The sequence below is a fragment of the Leptospira barantonii genome, from assembly GCF_002811925.1.
Lineage (GTDB): Bacteria > Spirochaetota > Leptospiria > Leptospirales > Leptospiraceae > Leptospira > Leptospira barantonii.
Genome location: NZ_NPDS01000001.1, coordinates 932,644 through 952,686 on the forward strand (window position 1 = coordinate 932,644; position 20,043 = coordinate 952,686).

Annotated in this window: 14 protein-coding genes and 2 pseudogenes; 13 read left to right on the forward strand and 3 right to left on the reverse strand. The window is 46.3% G+C overall.

Features of this window, described 5'->3' with window-relative positions; all coding sequences use genetic code 11:
• Positions 1-23 precede the first annotated feature (23 nt).
• The 8 genes and pseudogenes from atpD to CH367_RS04515 all read left to right on the forward strand — a co-directional run bounded on the left by atpD (position 24) and on the right by CH367_RS04515 (position 10,083).
• On the forward strand, positions 24-1,427 hold the full coding sequence (gene atpD / locus CH367_RS04485; RefSeq protein WP_100761244.1) for a F0F1 ATP synthase subunit beta: 1,404 nt from the start codon (positions 24-26) through the stop codon (positions 1,425-1,427).
• Positions 1,428-1,431: 4 nt separating this feature from the next.
• Complete coding sequence (gene atpC, locus CH367_RS04490; RefSeq protein ID WP_010574142.1) at positions 1,432-1,815, forward strand: ATP synthase F1 subunit epsilon; 384 nt, start codon at positions 1,432-1,434, stop codon at positions 1,813-1,815.
• Positions 1,816-1,897: 82 nt separating this feature from the next.
• Complete coding sequence (locus CH367_RS04495) at positions 1,898-2,179, forward strand: SLBB domain-containing protein (protein ID WP_100761363.1); 282 nt, start codon at positions 1,898-1,900, stop codon at positions 2,177-2,179.
• A 31-nt stretch (positions 2,180-2,210) separates the two neighbouring features.
• Entirely contained in the window at positions 2,211-5,255 is a 3,045-nt protein-coding gene (locus tag CH367_RS04500; RefSeq protein WP_244284467.1) for a midas domain-containing protein, read from the forward strand.
• 3 nt (positions 5,256-5,258) lie between these two features.
• Positions 5,259-5,427, forward strand: a pseudogene (locus tag CH367_RS21135) (GAF domain-containing protein); the annotation flags it as partial.
• A gap of 446 nt (positions 5,428-5,873) precedes the next feature.
• Positions 5,874-7,490: pseudogene (locus CH367_RS04505) on the forward strand (hypothetical protein); the annotation flags it as partial.
• An 8-nt stretch (positions 7,491-7,498) separates the two neighbouring features.
• Positions 7,499-8,923, forward strand: coding sequence for an MBOAT family O-acyltransferase (locus tag CH367_RS04510; protein WP_100761247.1), 1,425 nt, complete (start codon positions 7,499-7,501; stop codon positions 8,921-8,923).
• Positions 8,924-8,961: 38 nt separating this feature from the next.
• Entirely contained in the window at positions 8,962-10,083 is a 1,122-nt protein-coding gene (locus CH367_RS04515; RefSeq protein WP_100761248.1) for a hypothetical protein, read from the forward strand.
• Positions 10,084-10,230: 147 nt separating this feature from the next.
• Here CH367_RS04515 and CH367_RS04520 read toward each other — a convergent pair whose 3' ends face one another.
• The 3 genes from CH367_RS04520 to CH367_RS04530 form a co-directional block, all read right to left on the reverse strand.
• A complete protein-coding gene (locus CH367_RS04520) occupies positions 10,231-10,938 on the reverse strand; it encodes a DNA alkylation repair protein (RefSeq protein WP_100761249.1) in 708 nt (235 codons plus the stop codon).
• A gap of 211 nt (positions 10,939-11,149) precedes the next feature.
• Positions 11,150-12,025 carry a DUF4349 domain-containing protein gene (locus CH367_RS04525; protein WP_100761250.1) on the reverse strand — a complete coding sequence of 292 codons (876 nt, stop codon included), beginning with the start codon at positions 12,023-12,025 and terminating at the stop codon, positions 11,150-11,152.
• Between the two features lie 88 nt (positions 12,026-12,113).
• Positions 12,114-13,676, reverse strand: coding sequence for a Ppx/GppA phosphatase family protein (locus CH367_RS04530; RefSeq protein WP_100761251.1), 1,563 nt, complete (start codon positions 13,674-13,676; stop codon positions 12,114-12,116).
• A gap of 191 nt (positions 13,677-13,867) precedes the next feature.
• On the opposite strand from CH367_RS04530, the gene CH367_RS04535 reads away from it, so the two are divergent.
• The 5 genes from CH367_RS04535 (at position 13,868) to rodA (ending at position 20,023) form a co-directional block, all read left to right on the forward strand.
• Positions 13,868-14,890 (forward strand): rod shape-determining protein, encoded by a 1,023-nt coding sequence (locus tag CH367_RS04535; RefSeq protein ID WP_010574148.1) that lies wholly within the window; start codon positions 13,868-13,870, stop codon positions 14,888-14,890.
• Between the two features lie 74 nt (positions 14,891-14,964).
• Positions 14,965-16,071: a rod shape-determining protein MreC gene (mreC, locus tag CH367_RS04540; protein WP_100761252.1), complete on the forward strand. Its 1,107-nt coding sequence runs from the start codon at positions 14,965-14,967 to the stop codon at positions 16,069-16,071.
• The gene (gene mreD / locus CH367_RS04545) at positions 16,068-16,580 is read left to right on the forward strand and encodes a rod shape-determining protein MreD (RefSeq protein WP_100761253.1); all 513 of its coding nucleotides are present in this window, start codon (positions 16,068-16,070) and stop codon (positions 16,578-16,580) included. Before mreC ends, mreD begins: the two co-directional genes overlap by 4 nt.
• A gap of 1 nt (position 16,581) precedes the next feature.
• Complete coding sequence (mrdA, locus tag CH367_RS04550) at positions 16,582-18,531, forward strand: penicillin-binding protein 2 (RefSeq protein ID WP_100761254.1); 1,950 nt, start codon at positions 16,582-16,584, stop codon at positions 18,529-18,531.
• Complete coding sequence (rodA, locus tag CH367_RS04555) at positions 18,518-20,023, forward strand: rod shape-determining protein RodA (RefSeq protein ID WP_100761255.1); 1,506 nt, start codon at positions 18,518-18,520, stop codon at positions 20,021-20,023. Before mrdA ends, rodA begins: the two co-directional genes overlap by 14 nt.
• The last annotated feature ends 20 nt before the right edge of the window (positions 20,024-20,043 follow it).

Sequence of the window (20,043 nt, forward strand, 5' to 3'; positions counted from 1 at the left end):
TCACACGTATTGGAGCGACTTGGATGAATAAAGGTAAAATCAAGCAGATCATCGGATCCGTTTTGGACATCGAGTTTGAAAACGGAGAACTTCCCGAAATTTATAACGCACTCGAAATCGACGCGACCGTTTCCGGAAAAAAAGAAACCATCATCGCTGAAGTGCAAACACATATCGGCGGTAAGGCGATTCGTGCGATCGCTCTTTCCTCTACGGACGGATTGATCCGCGGTCAAGAAGTGACCAACACCGGAAAGCCGATCTCGGTTCCGGTTGGAGACGCTACTCTCGGAAGAATCTTCAACGTTCTCGGTAAAACAATCGACGAGGGTCCTGCGATCACCGTAAAAGAAACTCGTCCGATCCACAGACCGGCTCCCGCGTTCGACGAACTGACTTCCAAAACCGAAGTATTCGAAACGGGAATCAAGGTAATCGACCTTCTCGCTCCTTACATCAAGGGTGGAAAGACCGGACTTTTCGGTGGAGCAGGGGTTGGTAAAACCGTTCTCATTCAGGAATTGATCAACAACATCGCAAAACAACACGGTGGATTTTCCGTGTTTGCCGGAGTGGGTGAAAGAACCCGCGAAGGAAACGACCTCTGGAGAGAGATGAAAGAATCCGGAGTTATCGACAAGACCGTTCTTTGTTACGGTCAGATGAACGAGCCTCCGGGCGCTCGTCTTCGTGTTGCGTTATCCGCTCTTACAATGGCGGAACACTTCCGTGATTCCATCGGAACCGACGTTCTTCTGTTCGTGGATAACATCTTCCGATTCTCCCAAGCGGGTTCCGAAGTATCCGCTCTTTTGGGAAGAATGCCGTCTGCGGTAGGTTATCAGCCGACCCTTTCTACCGAAATGGGCGCGCTCCAAGAAAGAATTACATCCACTAAAAAAGGATCGATCACTTCCGTTCAGGCGATTTACGTTCCTGCGGACGACTTGACCGACCCTGCACCTGCGAACGCGTTCGCTCACTTGGATGCGACTACGGTTCTTTCCCGTGCGATCTCCGACAAAGGGATTTATCCTGCGGTTGACCCTCTTGACTCCACTTCCCGCGTAATGAACGCACAAGTTCTTGGAGAAGAGCACTACACGGTAGCGCGCGAGGTTCAGAGAATTCTTCAGAGATACAAAGATCTTCAAGATATCATCGCGATTCTCGGTATGGACGAACTTTCCGAAGACGATAAGGTTCTCGTTGCGAGAGCAAGAAAGATCGAGAAATTCCTTTCTCAGCCTTTCCACGTTGCGGAAGTGTTCACAGGAGCACCCGGAAAATACGTAAAACTCGCCGATACAGTTCGTTCTTTCAAAGAAGTGATTTCAGGAAACTACGATCACCTTCCGGAGCAGGCGTTCTACATGGTCGGTTCCATCGACGACGCGATCGAAAAAGCGAAAGGATACAAAGGATAAGTGCATGTCCGCACATAAACTGAACGTATCCGTAATCTCTCCCGAAAAGATCCTCTATAAGGGAGAGGTGGACTCACTCGTAGTTCCCGGCAACGAAGGATTCTTCGGAATTCTTCCCAACCACGCACCGCTCGTCGCGGTTCTCGGAATCGGTGTTCTTGAAATCCGTAAGGGTGACAAAATCAAGGCTCTTTCCGTGGAAGGCGGCTTTATCGAAGTGAAAGAAAACTCGATCAGCATTCTCACCGATCACGGCGCTTTGAAAGAAGACATCGATCTGGAAACAGAGAAAAAGGCATTGGCGGAAGCCGAAAAATTACCTCCGTCCGCATCTAAAAATCTTCTCCTCCAAAAAACAAAAACCCGAATTTTAGTCGCATCGCGCTAACTTTTAGGGGTCCCTCTAACCGAAAATAGTAGCAGAGATTCCCTTTTCTCCGAATACAATGGAGAATCGGGAAACGATGCTTATGAAAGTAACCGTCCGCATCATCGGCTTATTGGTTTTATTCCTAAGTGTCGGATTTCTTTTGAGAAGAAACCGGGACTGGGTTCGAAGCGTATTCGAACCCGAGAGTATTTCCGCGGCGATCCGTGGAAACGTAAACAATCCCGGAGTTTATAAACTCAAAGCGGGGGATACCCTTGAAGATTTGATTCGGGTCGCGGGTGGGATTAAAAAAAACACTTCGACCGAACAGGACCTGAACCGGGAAATCCTGGATGGACAGGTCATTGAATTAAAAGAATAATGTTATTAGGAAGATGGCGGAAGACTACGACATGATAAAGGATGATAATTCTCCCGGCGGGGGCCAGGATTCCGGTATGGACGAACTGCAATTCGACGATATCGATTCCATGTTGGGCTCGAACGAACCGGAACCATCCAAGTCCGGCTCCGGCGGATTGGAAGACATGTCTATCGAAGCAGATCCGTTAGAAAGTCTGATTGCGAGCTCGGGGGAGGAATATCCTTCGAGTTTCGAAAACGATTTCTCCTTTCATCCGGAAGAAAGTTCTTCTTCCTTATCCTCTTCCGGAGGATTCAATCTCGACGAGGATTCACTCGATCTCGAACTTACCGATCCGCTCATCGACGCGGAAATCGACAAACTATTGGACATAGACGGATTGTCCGGTTCGGGAACATCAAGCATTTCTAATTTAGAAAACGATGATTCGTTTTTTATGCCCGCGGACGAATCCGAACATTCCGACACGGACTTCTCCGAGTTGGACAGTTATCTTACCGAGGAACCCGACGCGATCAGTTTCGGGGAAGAATTGGACGATCTCGACGAGTTCGGATTGCCCGACGATCTTCACGACGAAGGACCGATCTCATTACACGAAGACGATCTACAAGGAGTGAAACCGGACTTCTCACTCCAGGACTTTACGATGGAGGACGATCACGAGACCGAGGAGCTCGATCACGGAGATCTGTCCTTTGACGAAGACGATTTTTTAAGCGAGGAAGAAGGCCCGATCACCCTTTCCGAAGACGAGTTAGGCGAAATTGCTTCCACCGAATCTCCGATCGCGGACTTTTCAAACCCGGGCGCGGACGAAGAGGAAAACATCACCTTATCCGACTCAGAACTCGGAGGAATTTTGGACGAGGGGGACGGACCCGATTGGAGTTCCTCTCCGTCTTCGATGACGTTAGACGACATGGAAGACGAAGGTCCTGTCGCTCTGAGCGGAAACGAGTTGGACGACATACTTGGAACGGGCGCGCCCGAATCCGCTTCTTCCACAAGTGAAGACGACGACTTACCCGATTTTATCACCCATACGGACGACGAACCGGAAGAAGAATACGGAGTTCCGTCCATGTCGGAAGAAACTCCGTATATGGAAGAATCCGGTTTCGATTTTCAACCTTCCAAAGATTCTTTGGACGGCGAAGAGGACGAAGGATCGATCGCTTTGTCGGAAGACGAACTCGGAAATCTTCTCGCAGACAATACGGAGGAAGCCGGAGATTCGACCGGCTCGAACGATTCTTTTGATTTCTCATCCAACATAGAGGATTTATCTTCCGCGGAACCTTCTACGACCTCCGATTTTTCGTTGGATGGCGAAGACGAGGAACCGATTTCCCTTTCTCTGGAAGAATTGGATAACATTCAATCCGATGGCGGTTCATCCGCTGACACGTTAGACGACATGGCGCCTACTGCGGAATCCGATTTCGATTTTCAACCGGTCGATTCTTTGGATGGCGAAGAGGACAACGAACCGATCGCACTTTCCGAAGAAGAACTCGGAAATTTATTGTCCGACGATACGACCCCATCCGCGTCCGAGGAAATTTCAAACGAAGGATTCGCGGATCTTCTGGACGGAGGAGATTCCTTGTCCGAAGACACGGGCTCCATGTTCTCGGAAGACGATTCATTCTCCCTTCCCGTTGAACAGAATTTAGGCGGACCGGACGAGTTCGGTTTAGCGGAAGAAGAAACGATTCCGGATCATTCCGACTTCTCTTTCGAACCCGACGATTCTATGACCGCAACGGAAGAATCGAACGAAGACGACGGAGAACCGATCGCACTTTCCGAAGAGGAGCTCGGAAACCTTCTTTCTTCCGATCAGGAAGAGGGAACAAACGCGGATTCTCTTTTTGAGGAAAATTCAACGGGAGAAGAGGACGATTTGATCTCATTGCCTGTGGACGAATTGGACGGGCTTGGTGAAACGGCGGAAACCACTTCCACCGAAGACGATTCTTTATCCTTTGATGATTTCGAACTTCCTACGAACGACCTCGACGCTTTGGAAACGGAAACTCCTTCTGATTCTTTTCTGGAAACATCCGAAGAGGACAACGAACCGATCGCACTTTCCGACGAAGAACTCGGAAACCTTCTCGCGACGGACGGAGCCGAAGATACGAACGACGACGTTTCCTCTTTTGATTTTGCTCCGGAGACTTCGTCTTCAACGGACGAAGAGGGAGCGGAAGAACCGATCTCTCTTTCTCTCGATGAACTCGATCATATACTTACGGACGACGCAGAGCCCGAAACTTCCGAAACCTTTCCGGGTTCCGAGGAAGAAATCGACTGGGATTCTCCGTTAGCCGAAACTGCAGACTCCAATACGGACGCCGAAGAGCCGATTGCACTTTCTTCGGACGAACTCGATCATATTCTTACCGATGATGCGGAACCTGCAAGCGTTGAAACGTTCCCCGGTTCCGATACGGAGATCGATTGGGACGCTCCTTTGTCCGAACAGGAAGAAGTTCCTTTGGAAGACGAGGAACCGATCGCACTTTCAACGGACGAGTTGGATCACATTCTTACCTCCGAAGAAGATATGTCGGAAGACAACGAGGGTCCGATCGCGTTGTCGGAAGACGAACTCGGCAATCTTCTTTCGGATGTTGAAGCTCCCGAAGAAGAGGGACAGGATCTGAATGAACTTCTCGGAGAACTTCCGGCCGCCTCCGATTTAGACGCGTTTGAATCCATGGACGAAGACGTTTCCACCTTACAGCCGTTAGGTTCTACGAACGATATCATTCCTACTGCGGAGACCGTGGATGAAGAAGAGATGATCATCGTTCTCGATGAATACGCGGACGAAGAAGAACTTTCTCCGATGGAGGAATTACGGAAAACTCCGGACGAGGATTCCCCGGCTCAAACGGCGGCTCCGACCGGAGACGTGGTTCCTTCCAAAGAGGAAATGAAACGGATCATGACTTATCTGGACGAACTCCTCGGAAATCTTCCGGACGATCTGATTCGCGAATTCTCACAATCCGATTATTTCGAACTTTATAAAAAACTAATGAAACAAATTGGTGTGTAACCGATGGGTTTGCTCGATCGGGTCAGTAAGTTAGTCAAATCCGATTCCTCGGGCACAACCTCGTCCAAATCCTCTTCCGATTCGGAAGAAAAGAAATCCTTATTAAAAAAATCGGAAACCTTTCGCGGTAAAAAGAGTTTTTTACAAAAAGCTCTCGGTATGAGAAAGGAAGCTCCCGATGAATATTCGCAGAGCGTAGAATCTCAAGCGCTTTTAGCGACGATGGTCGCACCTCCTTCTTCGGAGTCCATTACGGATTTTGAATCTGATTTGGGAAGCCAGGATGATTTCGACGCACAGATCGACTTTCCGGATTCTTCCTTTGAAACCGATTTGAACTTAGGCGATGGTGATGAGAATCGTTTGGATCTTCCGGACGAACTCGCGGAACCGGAAGGAGTTCACACGGAGGAGATGAGCGAGGATACGTTTGCGGAACCTATGCAAGATTCCGCATCCGATGGAGACGATTTTTCCTTGGATGAACTTTTTGGGGAAGAATCCCATTCGGAAACACAAACCGATTCCGAACTCGAATCCTTATCCGACTTGAACGACGTTACCGCATCGGAAGAATCCTCCACGGACTTGGACGAGATCGGCGTTCGAGATCTTGCGGACGAGGATCCGTTTACCGATTGGGTCAAAGAAGCGGAACAGGAAGCGAATCGAACTCCCGCAAAAAAAGACGCAAAGGTTTCTTCCGCGGAACAGGGAGAATTCTTATTCGACGACGATTCCAACTTCTCCACGTCTCCGATCGATCTTCAAATCGCTTCCAGAAAGAAATTGGATAACTACGTTTCCGTTTTCGAAATCAGCAAAGAAATCGGAGCTTCGACCGACTTCGCGAACTTCTTTGAGAACTTACTCTTTTCGATCATGGGTCAGATCGGAACCGAATCGATCGGAATCTTTTCCTCTAAAAACGGAAATCAAGAATTCTTCCGTTTGGAGGATTATCAAGGCGAGAATTTCAATCAGGAATGGACCATCTCTTCCGAAGAGGAAATTTATCACGCGGTGCATAACGCAGGTTCCGTTCTTTACGCTAAGGAGCTTTTAAAGCCGACACTTCCTGCAAAAGAAAAGGAAATCATAAATAAATCCGAAGCGGAATTGCTCGTTCCGATCCGTTATTTGGAAGATTTTTTCGGAATCATCGTTTTGAGTAAAACGATCAGCGGCGAAGATTATACGATCGAAGATCTTGAGTTTTTAAAGATCATCGGAGAGATTGCGGGTTCGGTTTACAGAAGAATTTACGATACGGAACAACTGCATCAGGAAAATCAGAACCTGAAGGAAGTGATTCGAGCCAACGAGTTGATCATTTCTCTCGCACGCGATTTCGCTTCGATTCGAGCGATGGACGAGGCGTACGATAAACTCATCGCTACCTTTAAGGATGAATTGAAGGTGCGACGCGCGACCTTTATGATCTTGGACGGACATACTAAAAACGAGTTCCGGGTTTTCGCTTCCAATCTTCTTACTCCGGAGCACGTGGGAAGTTTTACCCTTCCTTTGGAAAGTTCGATCGTGGGAATCGTATCCAACATCCCCGGAGTTTTTCGGATCGAAAATTTTAGAAAACATCCCGAATTGATGCGTAAGTTGTCGAACGACGAATTGGGTCTCATGTCCGATTTTATAGTCATTCCTTTTATCAACTTACACTGGTTAGTCGGTATGCTCATCGTTCATGAAACGGACGTTCCATGGACGGATTCCGATCGTGAAACCGCAGTCGGAATCTCCGAAGTATTGGCTCCGGTTTTCTCCAATCTTTTGCTCATTCAGGAAAGGGATTCCGTTTTCAAAGACCCGTTCAGTCCGGTGGAGGAGAAGATTCAAGAGATGATTCTGAAAGCCTCAAGACTTGCGAGTTCTTTCAGTTTGACTATATTCAAAGTTCAGAATGTATCCAGAATGGTAAAATTGAAAGGTTCCGGATTCTTCGCGTCCTACAGCGAGGAATTGCGTAAGGCCATTCAGGAAAATCTTTCCGAAGCCGATTTTAATTATAGAATCGGTCAGGGAAAATACGCCGTGATCCTTGACGGGAAGGATCGGGAAGAAACCCAAATTCTGATTCGTAAAATCAAAAACAAATTGACGGACACGGATCGAAAATCCAAGGATTTTCAGACTTCGGTAATCCAACACACTCTTTGTTATCCCGCCGATACGAAAGAAAAGGAAAGAATTCTCGAACTACTCGAAGAATCCTAAGATAGGGAATGTTATTCAATTCTCTGAATTTTCTCGTCTTCTTTATCATCTTTTACATCGTCTATCTTCGTTTGGGGAATCTCGGACAAAACCGTCTTTTGTTTTTCGGAGGATTGTTCTTTTACGGTTTTTGGAAACCGGAAATGGTTCTCCTTCTTTTGTTCTGCATCGCGTTTAATTACGCCGGGGGCATTCGTCTCGGAAATCTGGAAGGACGAAGTCGGGCGAGATTTTTCACGTTTCTGATTTCCTTAAATTTGGGAATTCTGATCTTCTTTAAGTATATTCTGTTTTTATTGAGTATATGGAACGACACGTTAGGAGTCGTTTTGCCCAAGTCGACGGTCGTCGTGCCGGAGATTCTTCTTCCGGTCGGAATTTCCTTTTATACATTTCACAATATCAGCTATCTTTCGGATATACGATCCGAAAAAATTCTTCCCTGCACGAACTTCGTACGTTTCGGAGTTTATGATTTATTCTTTCCATTGTTATTGGCCGGACCGATCGAAAGACCCGATTCTCTTCTGCCTCAGATCGAAACGGAAAGAAAGGTTACGAGCGAAGGATTTTTATCGGGTGCGATTCTATTCTTATGGGGAATTTTTAAGAAGGTATTTATCGGAGATCATCTTTTGCTTTTTACAGGAAAGGCGATGGAAGCAGGAATGCAGTTGCCGCCGGGAATGATCTTATGGATCGCATTTTGTTTCGCCTTTCAAGTTTACGCGGACTTCAGCGGTTATACGGACGCGGCAAGAGGGCTCGCAAAGATGATGGGTTTTCGTCTTTCTCTCAACTTTAACTTTCCTTTTATCTCTTCGAGTCCTTCCGAATTTTGGAAACGCTGGCATATATCCTTGTCCACTTGGTTGCGCGATTATCTATACATTCCCCTCGGTGGAAATCGAGTTTCCGTATTCAGACAGAACATGAATCTCATGATCGTATGGGTTTTGGGAGGACTATGGCACGGAGCCACATACGGGTATCTTGTATGGGGTTGTTATTGTGGTCTTCAGGTAGTCGGATACAACCTGTTTCAAAAATACGTTCTTAGATTCGTTTCTCCGAATATTCAAATTTTAGAATGGGTTTTAAAACTGCTCGGCGCTCTGCTCACGTTCTGGATGTTCGCGCTCGGGTTGTTGTTGTTTCAAGTGCGGTCTCCCGGAGAACTCTGGGCATTGGTTTTAAACGCGCTCGGAGGCGCTTATTGGAATCCGATCTTTGCGATCAAATTGCTATTTTTATTGTCGCCTTTGATTTTAGTCGAGCCGTGGATGATTTATTCGGGTGGGACGGATTCGTTTTTGGAGAAGATCGTATCAAAACCGTATTATCGATGGGTTCCTTTGTCCTTCGGAGTCGGTGTTTTGTTTTTCCTATTCGGCGTTTTCGAAAAAAAAGAATTTTTTTACTTTCAGTTTTAGGTATGTTTTAACTCGGAATCGGCGCGCGACTTGAATCTATGAATTATAAAAACTTAATACTTTCTACGGTCTCGTTTCTTGCTCTGTTTGTTTTATTTCAGACGATCTCATTCTCGTATTTGGTTCCGTTTCAGGAGAAAAATTCCTTTTTATACGATCGACTTTCGAGATTGGATGATTCTCTTTTTACAAAATCGACTTCTTTGCAAGCCGCCGAGCAGGATGGTCCTGTTTTGTTTCTGGGGGACAGCCAGATTCTTTCGGGGATTCATCCGATGGAGCTCGAGAAAATAATCGGACGATCCATTTGGTTTCTTCCGAGGCCTTCCGAACAACCTGAAGGAATGCTTTTGCGCTACCTGGAATACGAAAAGAAAATCGGAATCAAACCTTCTCTTGTGATCGTGAACGGCTCTGTGTTTTCTCTTTCCGATATGGACGTGGCGAGTGCACATAAAAGCCTCGTGTTGAACTACGATTCTTTTCATCCCGAAATTTTTACGAACGTTCGTTTCGGTGATTTTTATCTAAAAAATCTTTCCACGGGTCTTTATTATCTTTTGGGAAGAATTTTTCCCTTTCTACGTTTGAACGCTTCCGTTTCGACTAACGTAAAGATCGTGGGAGAAGGCGACGAGTTCAGTTATACGGAAAAGAATCTGGATCGTCTTCTTTCCGGGAATCCCCTTGAAAAGTGGAGAATAAATCGAAATCGAAATCGTTTTCTGGAAATGGAATATTCAAAAAATAAGGGATACTTGGATTGGGGAAAACAAGTTCCCTACGACGGGATTTGTATTCCGAATTCCGATCCGATCGCGCTTCCTCCAAGTCCGGAAGCGGCCTTACAAAGGGTTCGAAAATCCTCTTTGGAAGCCTGGAAAGAATTGTTTTCTTATTTAAAGGAGAAAGGAGTTCCCGTGCTCGCCTTGTCCTTGCCTTTTCGTCCCGACTTTGACGTGCGCGTTGCCGTTCTTCCGCAGAATTCCTTATGGGATACGATACTTATAGAAAAGGAAGTTCCGAGTTTGAAAGTAGGTAGTCTGAATTTTTTAGTAAGTGATTTCGGGGATTATACACATTTGAACACTTGCGGGATGCAAAAGCTCGTTCCGATTTTGGCGGAACGGATTCTTGCAAAAGACCAAGAAAAAAAATAAAATTCCGCAAACGGATCGTTTTATTTCAGCATTCGAAAGTCGGAATGCCCAAGCCACAACTTCTTGGATTTTCCTGGATTAGAATAGTGGAATTATCTAATGTTTCCCGGGTTTTATACAGAGGAAACCATCAGCGATTCGCTTCGCTTAACAACGGGCCATCTTTTTTTTGTTTCCGATCTTTCCCATCTTTTTGATCTTCAGGATATAACCGGGCGCTTCCGGCACGTTGCACGCCGTCTTTCCCATAAATACTTCTACGGTTCCGATCCTCTTGGCGGTTTCCAATGCCTCTTCGGAAAGTTCTTTGTAAAAACCGCCGACCGCGATTACAAAACCGTTCATACAATATTTCACGCGGTTCTTCGATTTATGAATTTTAGTCTCTACCAGTTTAAGAAGTTTGGAAATTTCTTTTTTGTCGATTTGTTCGTCGGGGACGATCGACAACAGACTGGAAAACGTGCTCCAACCCGAGGACGCGATTCCTTCCTGATCGGACGAAATCCATTCTCTTGCAAGCTCCCATCCGTGTTTGCTTTCCGCCGCGATCCAAGCCACAGTACATTCGCTGATCATGGGAGATCCCGCATTCTTAACCCAAGATTGAAGGTCCTTTTTTTGGATTTGTTTTTCGTCCGCAATCAATCCTGCGAGATACATCGCGTCCACGTTGCCGGTTTTATAAAGTCCGAGAGAAAGTTCGTTGTCCTTTTTGATCTTCTTCTGGATCTTTTTTAGATCGCCTACCTTAACTCCGAAAACTTCTCCTTTGGCTCCGTGGTTGAGAAAGATTTTTTTAACGGATTCCGATCCGAGATTTCTTAATTCTTTCATAACTTCTTCGACGTTCATCGTAATTTCCTCTTAGGTTTGATTCATAAGGAGCCGTTCCTTTTTATCTGATCTTCGATTTTTGAAAAACAAAAATTCGCGCTAAAGCTTGTCAAAAAAAATCAACGTATTTTTAAAACGGATACTTTGTCGGAACAACTGATTGCCGCTCGATGTGGGAACTACCACAAATCACCCGCGTGATTCGAAAATGTAGGATCTCACACAAAAATCATTTTTGGATCCGATTCGCAACGAGCCCCCGAATTCTTTCCAAAAGAGGAAACGAATAATGAATCGACAAAACGGCAAAAAGAAAACAAAAAGATAAAAGAAGATAATACTTGATCGTCCATTCGAGCGCAACCTTGATTCGATGAAAAATTCCGATTTCTTCGGAAGATTTATTCTCGTATAACGTGAGTAAGACGGTGCAGAATTCGTTTTCGGAATCGAATTCTCCCAAACTGATTCCCAGTTTTTGAATCTCGTCCTCGATTTCCAAAATCCGATTTTCAAGAGTTACGAACTCGTCGATTCTTCCACCTTTGTTTTTGAGAGAGTTCAAAGAATTCTTCGTTTTCAAAAGAGATTCTTTTTTTGCCTGCAAGTCCTTGTATTCGTTGGTCTTATCTTTTTTGTCGATCGTAAGAAGAAGGGATTTTCCGATCTGCTTAAACTGATCCACGAGTTCGTCGAACTTTTCGGGAGGAACACCAACCGCGAGTTTGATGATTCTGTTTTTTCTTTGTTTTAAGCCCGAGCTGTTTTCATTTTGTATGATCGATCCGGACTTGTTGATGAGTTCGCGAACTTTCTTTTCGTCATCCTCGATATCGGAGGATTGAGATTCAAGAGTCGCGACCTTTTCGTATTTTTGATCCACACTTTTCGGAGGAGATCCTGCGTTCTCGTATCGGATCTTTTTGGAAGCGATGTTTTGTTTGTAGAAGGAGACGTCTCCGTTCGCGACCGATTGAACGTTATACGAAATGTCGGTTCCCGCCGTTTTGGATCCGTACGCGTAACCGTATGCAAGACGGAATAAAAATAAGAATATAAAAATTCCCCCTGCGATCCACGCGCCGAGTTTGAATTTTGGATTCATAAAAACCTTCTCCTGTCGTCCAAGAATAGAATATTATTAATTTCGAATGTTTTTGACCTCGGTCGACCGCTTTTAGGTTCCGTTTAACTTACGGAGCGGTCGTAAACACGACCGAGTAACCGAAGGTTTCCTCGAAGGCTTCTTTTTGTTCTTCCGCGGCCCAGATCTCCAAAGAAGGATCGTAACCCTTGCTCGTTTTTAATGCGAACTGGATTCGATTTTTTTCGATCTTGCAGATCACGGAGGAAACGAGCCCGCCTCGATTTCGGTTTAACGCGGAGCTGATTCTTAAGATCGCGGAAAGTTGTAAAACCAGGCTTCGGTTTTTCTCCGCGATTTTATTGAACTCCCTGTGTTTCGGCTTCGGAGTATTCTTTCTATGATAACGCGCGGTAAGAGCGATGATTTCGATTTCTAGAAACGTAAAACCAACGAGCATCTCCGAGTTTCGAATCATATAATAACTGTGTTTGTGATACGCGGAATGAGAGATCGATTGTCCGATCTCATGCAACAGAGAAGCGGCTTCCAAAAGTTCGCGTTGTTCCTGTCCGAGTTTGTGAAGACCTTTCAGTTGGTCGAAGATCTGAAGACTCAACTCGGCTACGTGTTGGGAATATTCTTCGTCTCGGGAAAAGGCGCGCATAAAGTTGTGAACCGCAGTCTGACGAATATCATCCAGGTGTTTGGAATGTTCCGTGTTCTCGAAGTGTTCCCATTTACGGATCGCGTCGTAGACGATTCCTTCCCGAAGTGCGAACTCGGAAACGGTCAACGCGGGGACGTTTGCGAGATCGAAAATTTCCTCGAGGATCAAGGTTCCGCCCACGATGATGTCCGCTCGTTTCGCGTCGAGGCCCGGGATCTTGGCCCTTTTTTTGGAAGTGTCCGCTTCTAAGATCAGGTTGCGGATCTTTTTAAATTCGGGTGTTACGAACGAGAAGTTATTCAAGGGTATCTCTTCGGTTTCACCTCTCGCCGCGAGAATCATTCCCGCGATCGATTGGATCGTTCCCGAAGAACCCACGACCAAGTCGGGTTTTAAATCCCGGAGAATTTTTCGAAACGGAAGGAGCATTTCTTCGATATAAAGTCTGCACTTTCGGATATCGGAGTTGGAAAGTGTTTCTTCTTTGAAGAATTTTTCGGTGAGTCGGATGGCCCCTAACTTAAAACTTTTGGAAAATAGAATGTTGCCTCTATGTCCGACTAAAATCTCCGTACTTCCGCCGCCTATATCGATCATCATGATCTTTCGATCGAAAACGGGGATGCCTTGGAGGATTCCGAAGTAGATCAAACGAGCTTCTTCGTAACCGCTCACTACATCGATGGATATACCGGCTTCTTGATAAGCGGCTTCTAAGAATTCTTCCTGATTGGAAGCCTCTCTTAACGCGCTTGTAGCAACCGCTCTGATCTCGGCTCCCGCGTTTTCGGCGAGGACCTTGAATCGTTTTAGACAATCGATGCCTCTTCGAAACGAATCCGGATCGATCGGTCCGCCTTCCTGCAGACGATTCCCTAAACGAACGGATTCTTTTTCTCTAGCGATGGCTTCGAAGGTTCCGTTTGTACGAACTCGAACGATGATCATGTGGAATGAATTGGTGCCGAGGTCGATGGCCGCGAGAGGTTTTTCCTGAACCATGGTTGAACAGAATGCTTTTTCGCTAAAATCGAATCCAGCTTAATTTGTTTTCTGATTTTTTTGTTTTGAGGTTGCCGGGAACCTCACCGCTGAAATTATTGAAACCGGTCCAAGCCGGAAAGTTCTCCAGAAATTTCCGTTTTAAACAGATAATAAAGATAACAAACCTCCACGGTTGAAAGGTACACGAAATGATATTTGATAATCTCTATGCCCTCTTTTCCAACGATATGGGAATCGACCTGGGGACGGCAAATACTCTGGTGCATGTAAAAGGACAAGGGATCGTTCTTTCCGAACCTTCCGTAGTTGCGGTTCACGCGGCTACCGGTAAAGTTCTCGCAGTAGGGCAAGAAGCAAAACGTATGCTTGGTAGAACACCCGGCGAGATCGTTGCGATCCGCCCGATGAAAGACGGGGTAATCGCCGACTTCGAAACCGTCGAAAAAATGATCCGTTATTTTATCGCAAAAGTGCACAACCGCACAACTTTCGTAAAACCGAGAATCGTAATCGGAGTTCCGTCCGGAATTACCGAGGTGGAAAGACGCGCCGTTCGTGAATCCGCGGAACAGGCCGGAGCCAGAGAAATCTTTTTGATCGAAGAAGCGCTTGCGGCGGCGATCGGAGCAAACATTCCGATCAACGAACCTGCGGGAAACATGATCGTGGACATCGGCGGTGGAACTACCGAGATCGCGGTCATTTCCTTGGGGGGAATGGTAATCGCGGAATCCATCCGTACGGGTGGGGACGAATTCGACGAAGCAATCATCAAATATCTCAGAAACCAATACAACCTGGTCGTCGGGGAAAGAACCGCGGAAGATATCAAACTTACGATCGGAAACGCTTATCCTGAAAAGAAAGCGGAGACGATGGAAGTGCGCGGTAGGGATGCGATTTCCGGTTTACCAAGAACCTTGGAACTCGAGTCCAATGAAATCCGTAAGGCTCTCAAAGAACCGACCGATGAAATCTTAGATGGAATCAAACGAGTTCTGGAAAGAACTCCACCCGAGCTCGCATCGGATATCGTGGAAAGAGGAATCGTTCTTACCGGAGGCGGTTGTCTCTTGAGAGGACTCGAAACGTATCTTTCCAAAGAAACGGGCGTTCCCGTTTTCCGTGCGGAAAACCCTCTTACCTGCGTGGTACTCGGAACCGGAAAGTATCTCGACGAGTTGAAATACATCAAACCGGGAATTCGTTAATCCGTTTCGAGAAAAACGCGCTTTAGTCCCGGACCTCTTCGGTTCGGGCGAGGCGGGGAGCAAAAGAAGATTCGATGTTATGGTTTCAACTCAGCCGAAGTAAAGAGACTGTTTCTCTCCTCTTTTGCGTTCTATTCTCCATTCTTTCCTTAACCTTTCGAAGCAACGTAATCGTACGAGGAATCGCAAGTTTCCAAAGAGTCGGAGATATCGTATCCGGCTCCATCGATTCCTTCGGTGGATTTTTCAAAGGCGCATACAACAAGTTAGAATCTTTTGAAACCGTTCGTAAGGAACGGGATTCTTGCGTAGCGGTCATGGAAGATTATAAACTTCTTCCACAAGATTTGGAAAAAGCGAATCGGGAGAATGATACTCTTCGTAAAGAACTTCGTTTTCAAAGCAGACAAAAATACGCGAGCTTAAAGGCGGAAGTTTTATCCGTTCGATTGAATTCGATTTATAGAACCATCATCATCGATAAAGGTGCGGACGCGGGTCTCAAACCTTATATGCCCGTGACCGCAAGAGCGGTGGATCAAAAAGGCGCGATCATCGAAGCGCTTGTCGGTAAAGTCATCGCGGTCACCGGCGGATCTGCGGTCGTACAACCGCTCATCAACTCCAACTTCAACATGGGAGTATCGATGCCCGATACGAATCTTTGGGCCAATCTTTCCGGAAACTCGGGAAGAGGAACCGAAGCTCTTTTGAATTATATCGACAGCGGAATCATCATCGACCCGAGAGTGTTCGGAGAATATCCGATGGGACCGAGCGAGATGATTCAATACACCGAGTCCTTGAGTAAGATCGGAAAACCGGTTTATACTTCGGGTGGGGGTGGAGTTTTTCCCGCGGGAATTCCTGTGGGAATCATTACCGAAGAAGGACAACGAAACGGAAGTTTCAAAACCGCATTCTTAAAACCGTTCGTTCGATTCGAAATGCTCGAAAGTGTAACCATCATTCTCAAGTTACCCGAAAAATGGCTCGAGACTTGGCCGGAAGGACAAAACATCACGATCGAAAATCCGTATTTCGGAGAACTCAATTATCCGGGAGAAGATCGTCAAAAAGACAATCAATCCAAGAATCCTCTTCCACCTAACGGCAATAAGCCGCAGACGACCGTGCCTAAGAATCCCGGTGCGGCTCCGAGCGAGGACGACCTGCAATGATCTTAGAAAAACTAGTTATCGCGGTCGGTATCTTAATCGCGCACTTCTTAAACGGTTCGAATCTTTTCGAGATCGGCTCCGCGATCAAACCGGACTTTATGATTCTTCTCGTGTTGTTTTTTGCGCTTCGAAGAGGTCCGCTCTATGGACTTTGGATCGGATTTTTCGGAGGTCTTTTGACGGACTCCGGTCTCGGCGGTGAAATCGCAGTAGGCAACGTCGTAACGTATAAGATCGGTTTGCATTCTTTGACGTTTTGTCTGATCGGATATTTGGTCGGTAAGTTCGCACGCTCCGCGTATCACGAGAATTATCTTTCGATCACGATCTATTCTCTACTGATCACCTTCGTAACGAGAATCGCGACGTATTATCTATTCTCCCTTTTCTTTCACGAGAATATGAGTTATTCCTTATTCTTCACTTCCATTTTCAACGCGCTGATCGCGCCCGCGTTCTTTTACGCTTTGACTTGGATCTATCAACTGGATCACATGGGGGACGCGTAAGTTGTTAGGCGGAGCGCAGTCTGCGTCGGAATACCGTCTTGAAAGAAGTTTCCGTCTTCGTCTTTATATCTTTTCCGGGCTCGTAGTTTTTACGTTAGCCGCGTTTATCTTTCAGTTATTCAATCTTCAGATTTTTAACGGAACGGACAACGCTCTCAAAGCGGAGAAGTTCGTAAGAAAGAGCGAGATCATGCCCGCGGCCCGCGGCCAGATGTTCGATCGAAACTTTCTTACGCCGGAAACTTCGATGGCTCTTGTTTCGAATTATTCCTCTTTGGACGCCGTTTTAAATACGTCCCTGTTCAAATACGATCCGGCTTCCGTAAAAACGTTCATTCACGAATTTGCAAGAACCCTTTCGATTCCGATCTCGTATTACGAAGACGAACTGATCGAACCTCGTTTTTCTAGAAATCTTAAATCCAAAAAACCGATCGTCCTTTTAGAAGGTATCACAACCGCTCAACAGGAAAGAATATCAGTATTCGATAATATATCAAAATACATCATTCTTCTTCCTTCTCCGAGAAGAATCTACAAGATGGGACCCGCGCTCGCGCACGTCACGGGTTATATCGGAAAACCCACAAGAGACGATCTTGTAGCGGGAGAAATTAAATCCTATCAGTATCTCGGTAAGAACGGTCTCGAACTAGAATACGATTCCGAACTTCGGGGTATGGACGGATTTAGAATTCAAAAACGAAGTTCCGAAGGGAACATCGAAGAAGAACGTGTCGTGGAACATTCTTCTCCGGGCAATAATCTTATCTTAACGATCGACAAGGACATTCAGATCGCCGCGCACAAGGCGCTCAAAGGAAGTAGAGGAACCGCGATCGCGGTTAAGGTCGCAACAGGAGAAATTCTCGCGATGGCTTCCAATCCGAGTTACGATCCGAACATTCTTTCCGGTAAGAATAAAGCCGATCGAACCGGTCACTTCAAACGCGTAAAGGATAACGGTGGATTTTTAAATCTTGCGATTCAATCCAAGTTTCCTCCCGCGTCGACATACAAAACGTTAGTCGCTCTTGCGGCTCTGGAAAGCCAACATAAGATCGGTTATACGCCGGAGACTTCTTATTCCTGCAACGGTAGTTTCGTATTGAAGTCCACGTTCGCGGGTGTTCCCGATCAGGTGTTTATGTGTTGGGAAAAGGGCGGTCACGGAACCAACGATCTCGCACACGCTCTTCAAAAATCCTGTTCGGTTTATTTTTACAATCTCGGATACAAGCTCGGTTCCGATGCGATCTTGAATTACTCCCGTCTTTTCGGATTGGAAAACAAATCTAAGGTCGATCTTCCGGGGGAGATCACCGGTTTTGTTCCTTCTTCCGCTTGGAAAAAAAGAACATACGGAACCAAGTGGTTCGACGGGGACACGATCAACTTATCCATCGGTCAGGGTTTTATCTCGTCTACTCCGATGGGGATGGCCTTGTTTTATATGGGCTTGCTCAATCGAGGACAGATCTATCAACCGTATGTAGTGAGCGAGATTCGAGATCCGGTGGATAACTCCATCATCAACAGAACCACTCCTCAAATTTTAAGAGACATTCCGATCAATCAATCTTCCGTGGAAGCGATCAAGGAAGGATTGAAACTGGTCGTAAAAAGCGGAACCGCCGCATACGTTTTAAACAAACCGTTCTTACCCGATATCGCGGGTAAAACGGGAACGGCTCAAACCAGAAGAAGGGGCGCCTCCGGTTCCAACCACGCTTGGTTCGTAGGATACGCGCCCGCTAACGCACCCGCCAGCGAACAGGTGTTAATCGTCGTGTTCGTGGAATACGGAGTCGGTGGGGCCGCAGGGGCCGCGCCGGTTGCAAGAGAAATGTTTCACGCCGCGTTCCCGCCGGGAACATTCAAAAAATCGCAAGATATAGCTCCGCCTTCTTCACCGTCGACCGGACAGGAGGGAACGCTTGAAGCCAGATAAGTCCATTGAAAAGATCGATTACTTTTTGGTGATCTCCGTCGTAATCGTAGTTCTTTGTAGCGTACTGACTCTTTACAGTCAGGAAGTCAATTTCGAAGACGGACCCGGAAAGTGGTATCGTCAGTTGTTTTATTTTATCATCGGCCTTGTGATCATGTATTTCGTATCTCGCGTCAACTATCAGTTGTTAGGCGCTTACGCTCTCGTGATCTATGTGTTTACGGTTTTTCTTTTGATGATCACTTTGATTCCGGGGATCGGACATTTACCTTCGGGAAGAGGGGCTCGTTCTTGGCTTAAACTCGGACCGATCGGGATCCAAGCCTCGGAGTTCGCAAAACTATCCACGGTGATTCTTTTGGGACAGTTTATGGTTCTCAAAGAAAAGGATATGAAGAACCTCGTCGTTCTTTCGATTCCGTTCGTAATCGTGATCGTTCCGATGATTTTTATTCTTCTGCAACCGGACTTCGGAACCGCGGTTTCCTTTTTACCGATTCTTTTTACGATGCTCTTTCTCGGAGGAGCGGACATTCTTCATATCGGGTCCTTGCTCGCTTTCGGAGGAATCACATTGATGGTTCCTATGTTCGTGGAATATTCCAGACTGACTTTGATAAACGACATCTCGGACTTTTTACAAAGAACCGGAAAGACAGATCTTTTATCCGTGGTCAATCGACTCGGAGGAAAGATCTGGCTCGCACTCGACGGTAAGGATTTAAAAGCCGCGAACCTCACACCCAAGACGTTAAACGCTCTTAAAGAAGTCGTGGATCAAGTCGTTGAAGTGGAAGGCGGATTTTTCTTTAAGATTTTATCCAATCAAAAACTTCTTCTGACTTTCGGAGCGATCTTTTTGATCGCGAGTCTCGTGATGGTGGGAATCAGAATTGCGAGAGGAAGCAGAACATTAAGACAATATTATATTCCTCTCGGGATCTTAGGAATCAGTCTGATTTCCGCGGTGATCGTTATGAAAACGGTTCCGTTCCGTGAAAATCAGGTCGTTCGTCTGACCGCGTTCTTAAATCCGGAAGAATTCAAACAAGGTGCGGGTTATCAATTGCGCGCGTCCAAACCCGCGGTCGGTTCCGGAAGATTTTTCGGAAAAGGAATTATGAACGCGGAAATGACCGAGGGAAGAATTCCTCACGTTCCGGAATCCAGCACCGACTTTATCTTCGCTTCTTGGGCGGAACAAACCGGGTTTTTGGGTTCGGTTTTCTTATTGTTCTTTTTATTTTCGATTCCTCTGCGCGGACTTCAGATCAGTTACGAAAGTAAGGATAGATTCGGGTCCCTTCTCGCTTCCGGGATCGTGGCGCTTCTTTTTTATCACATGGCGATCAACATAGGAATCGTCATCGGTCTTATGCCCGTGACCGGGATTCCTTTATCGTTTATGAGTTATGGCGGATCGCACTTGATCATGTCCATGACTGCGGTGGGAATCATTCTTTCCATCAAGAGTAGAAAACACGCGAACTAAAGTTAGGGCGCGTCGTTTTC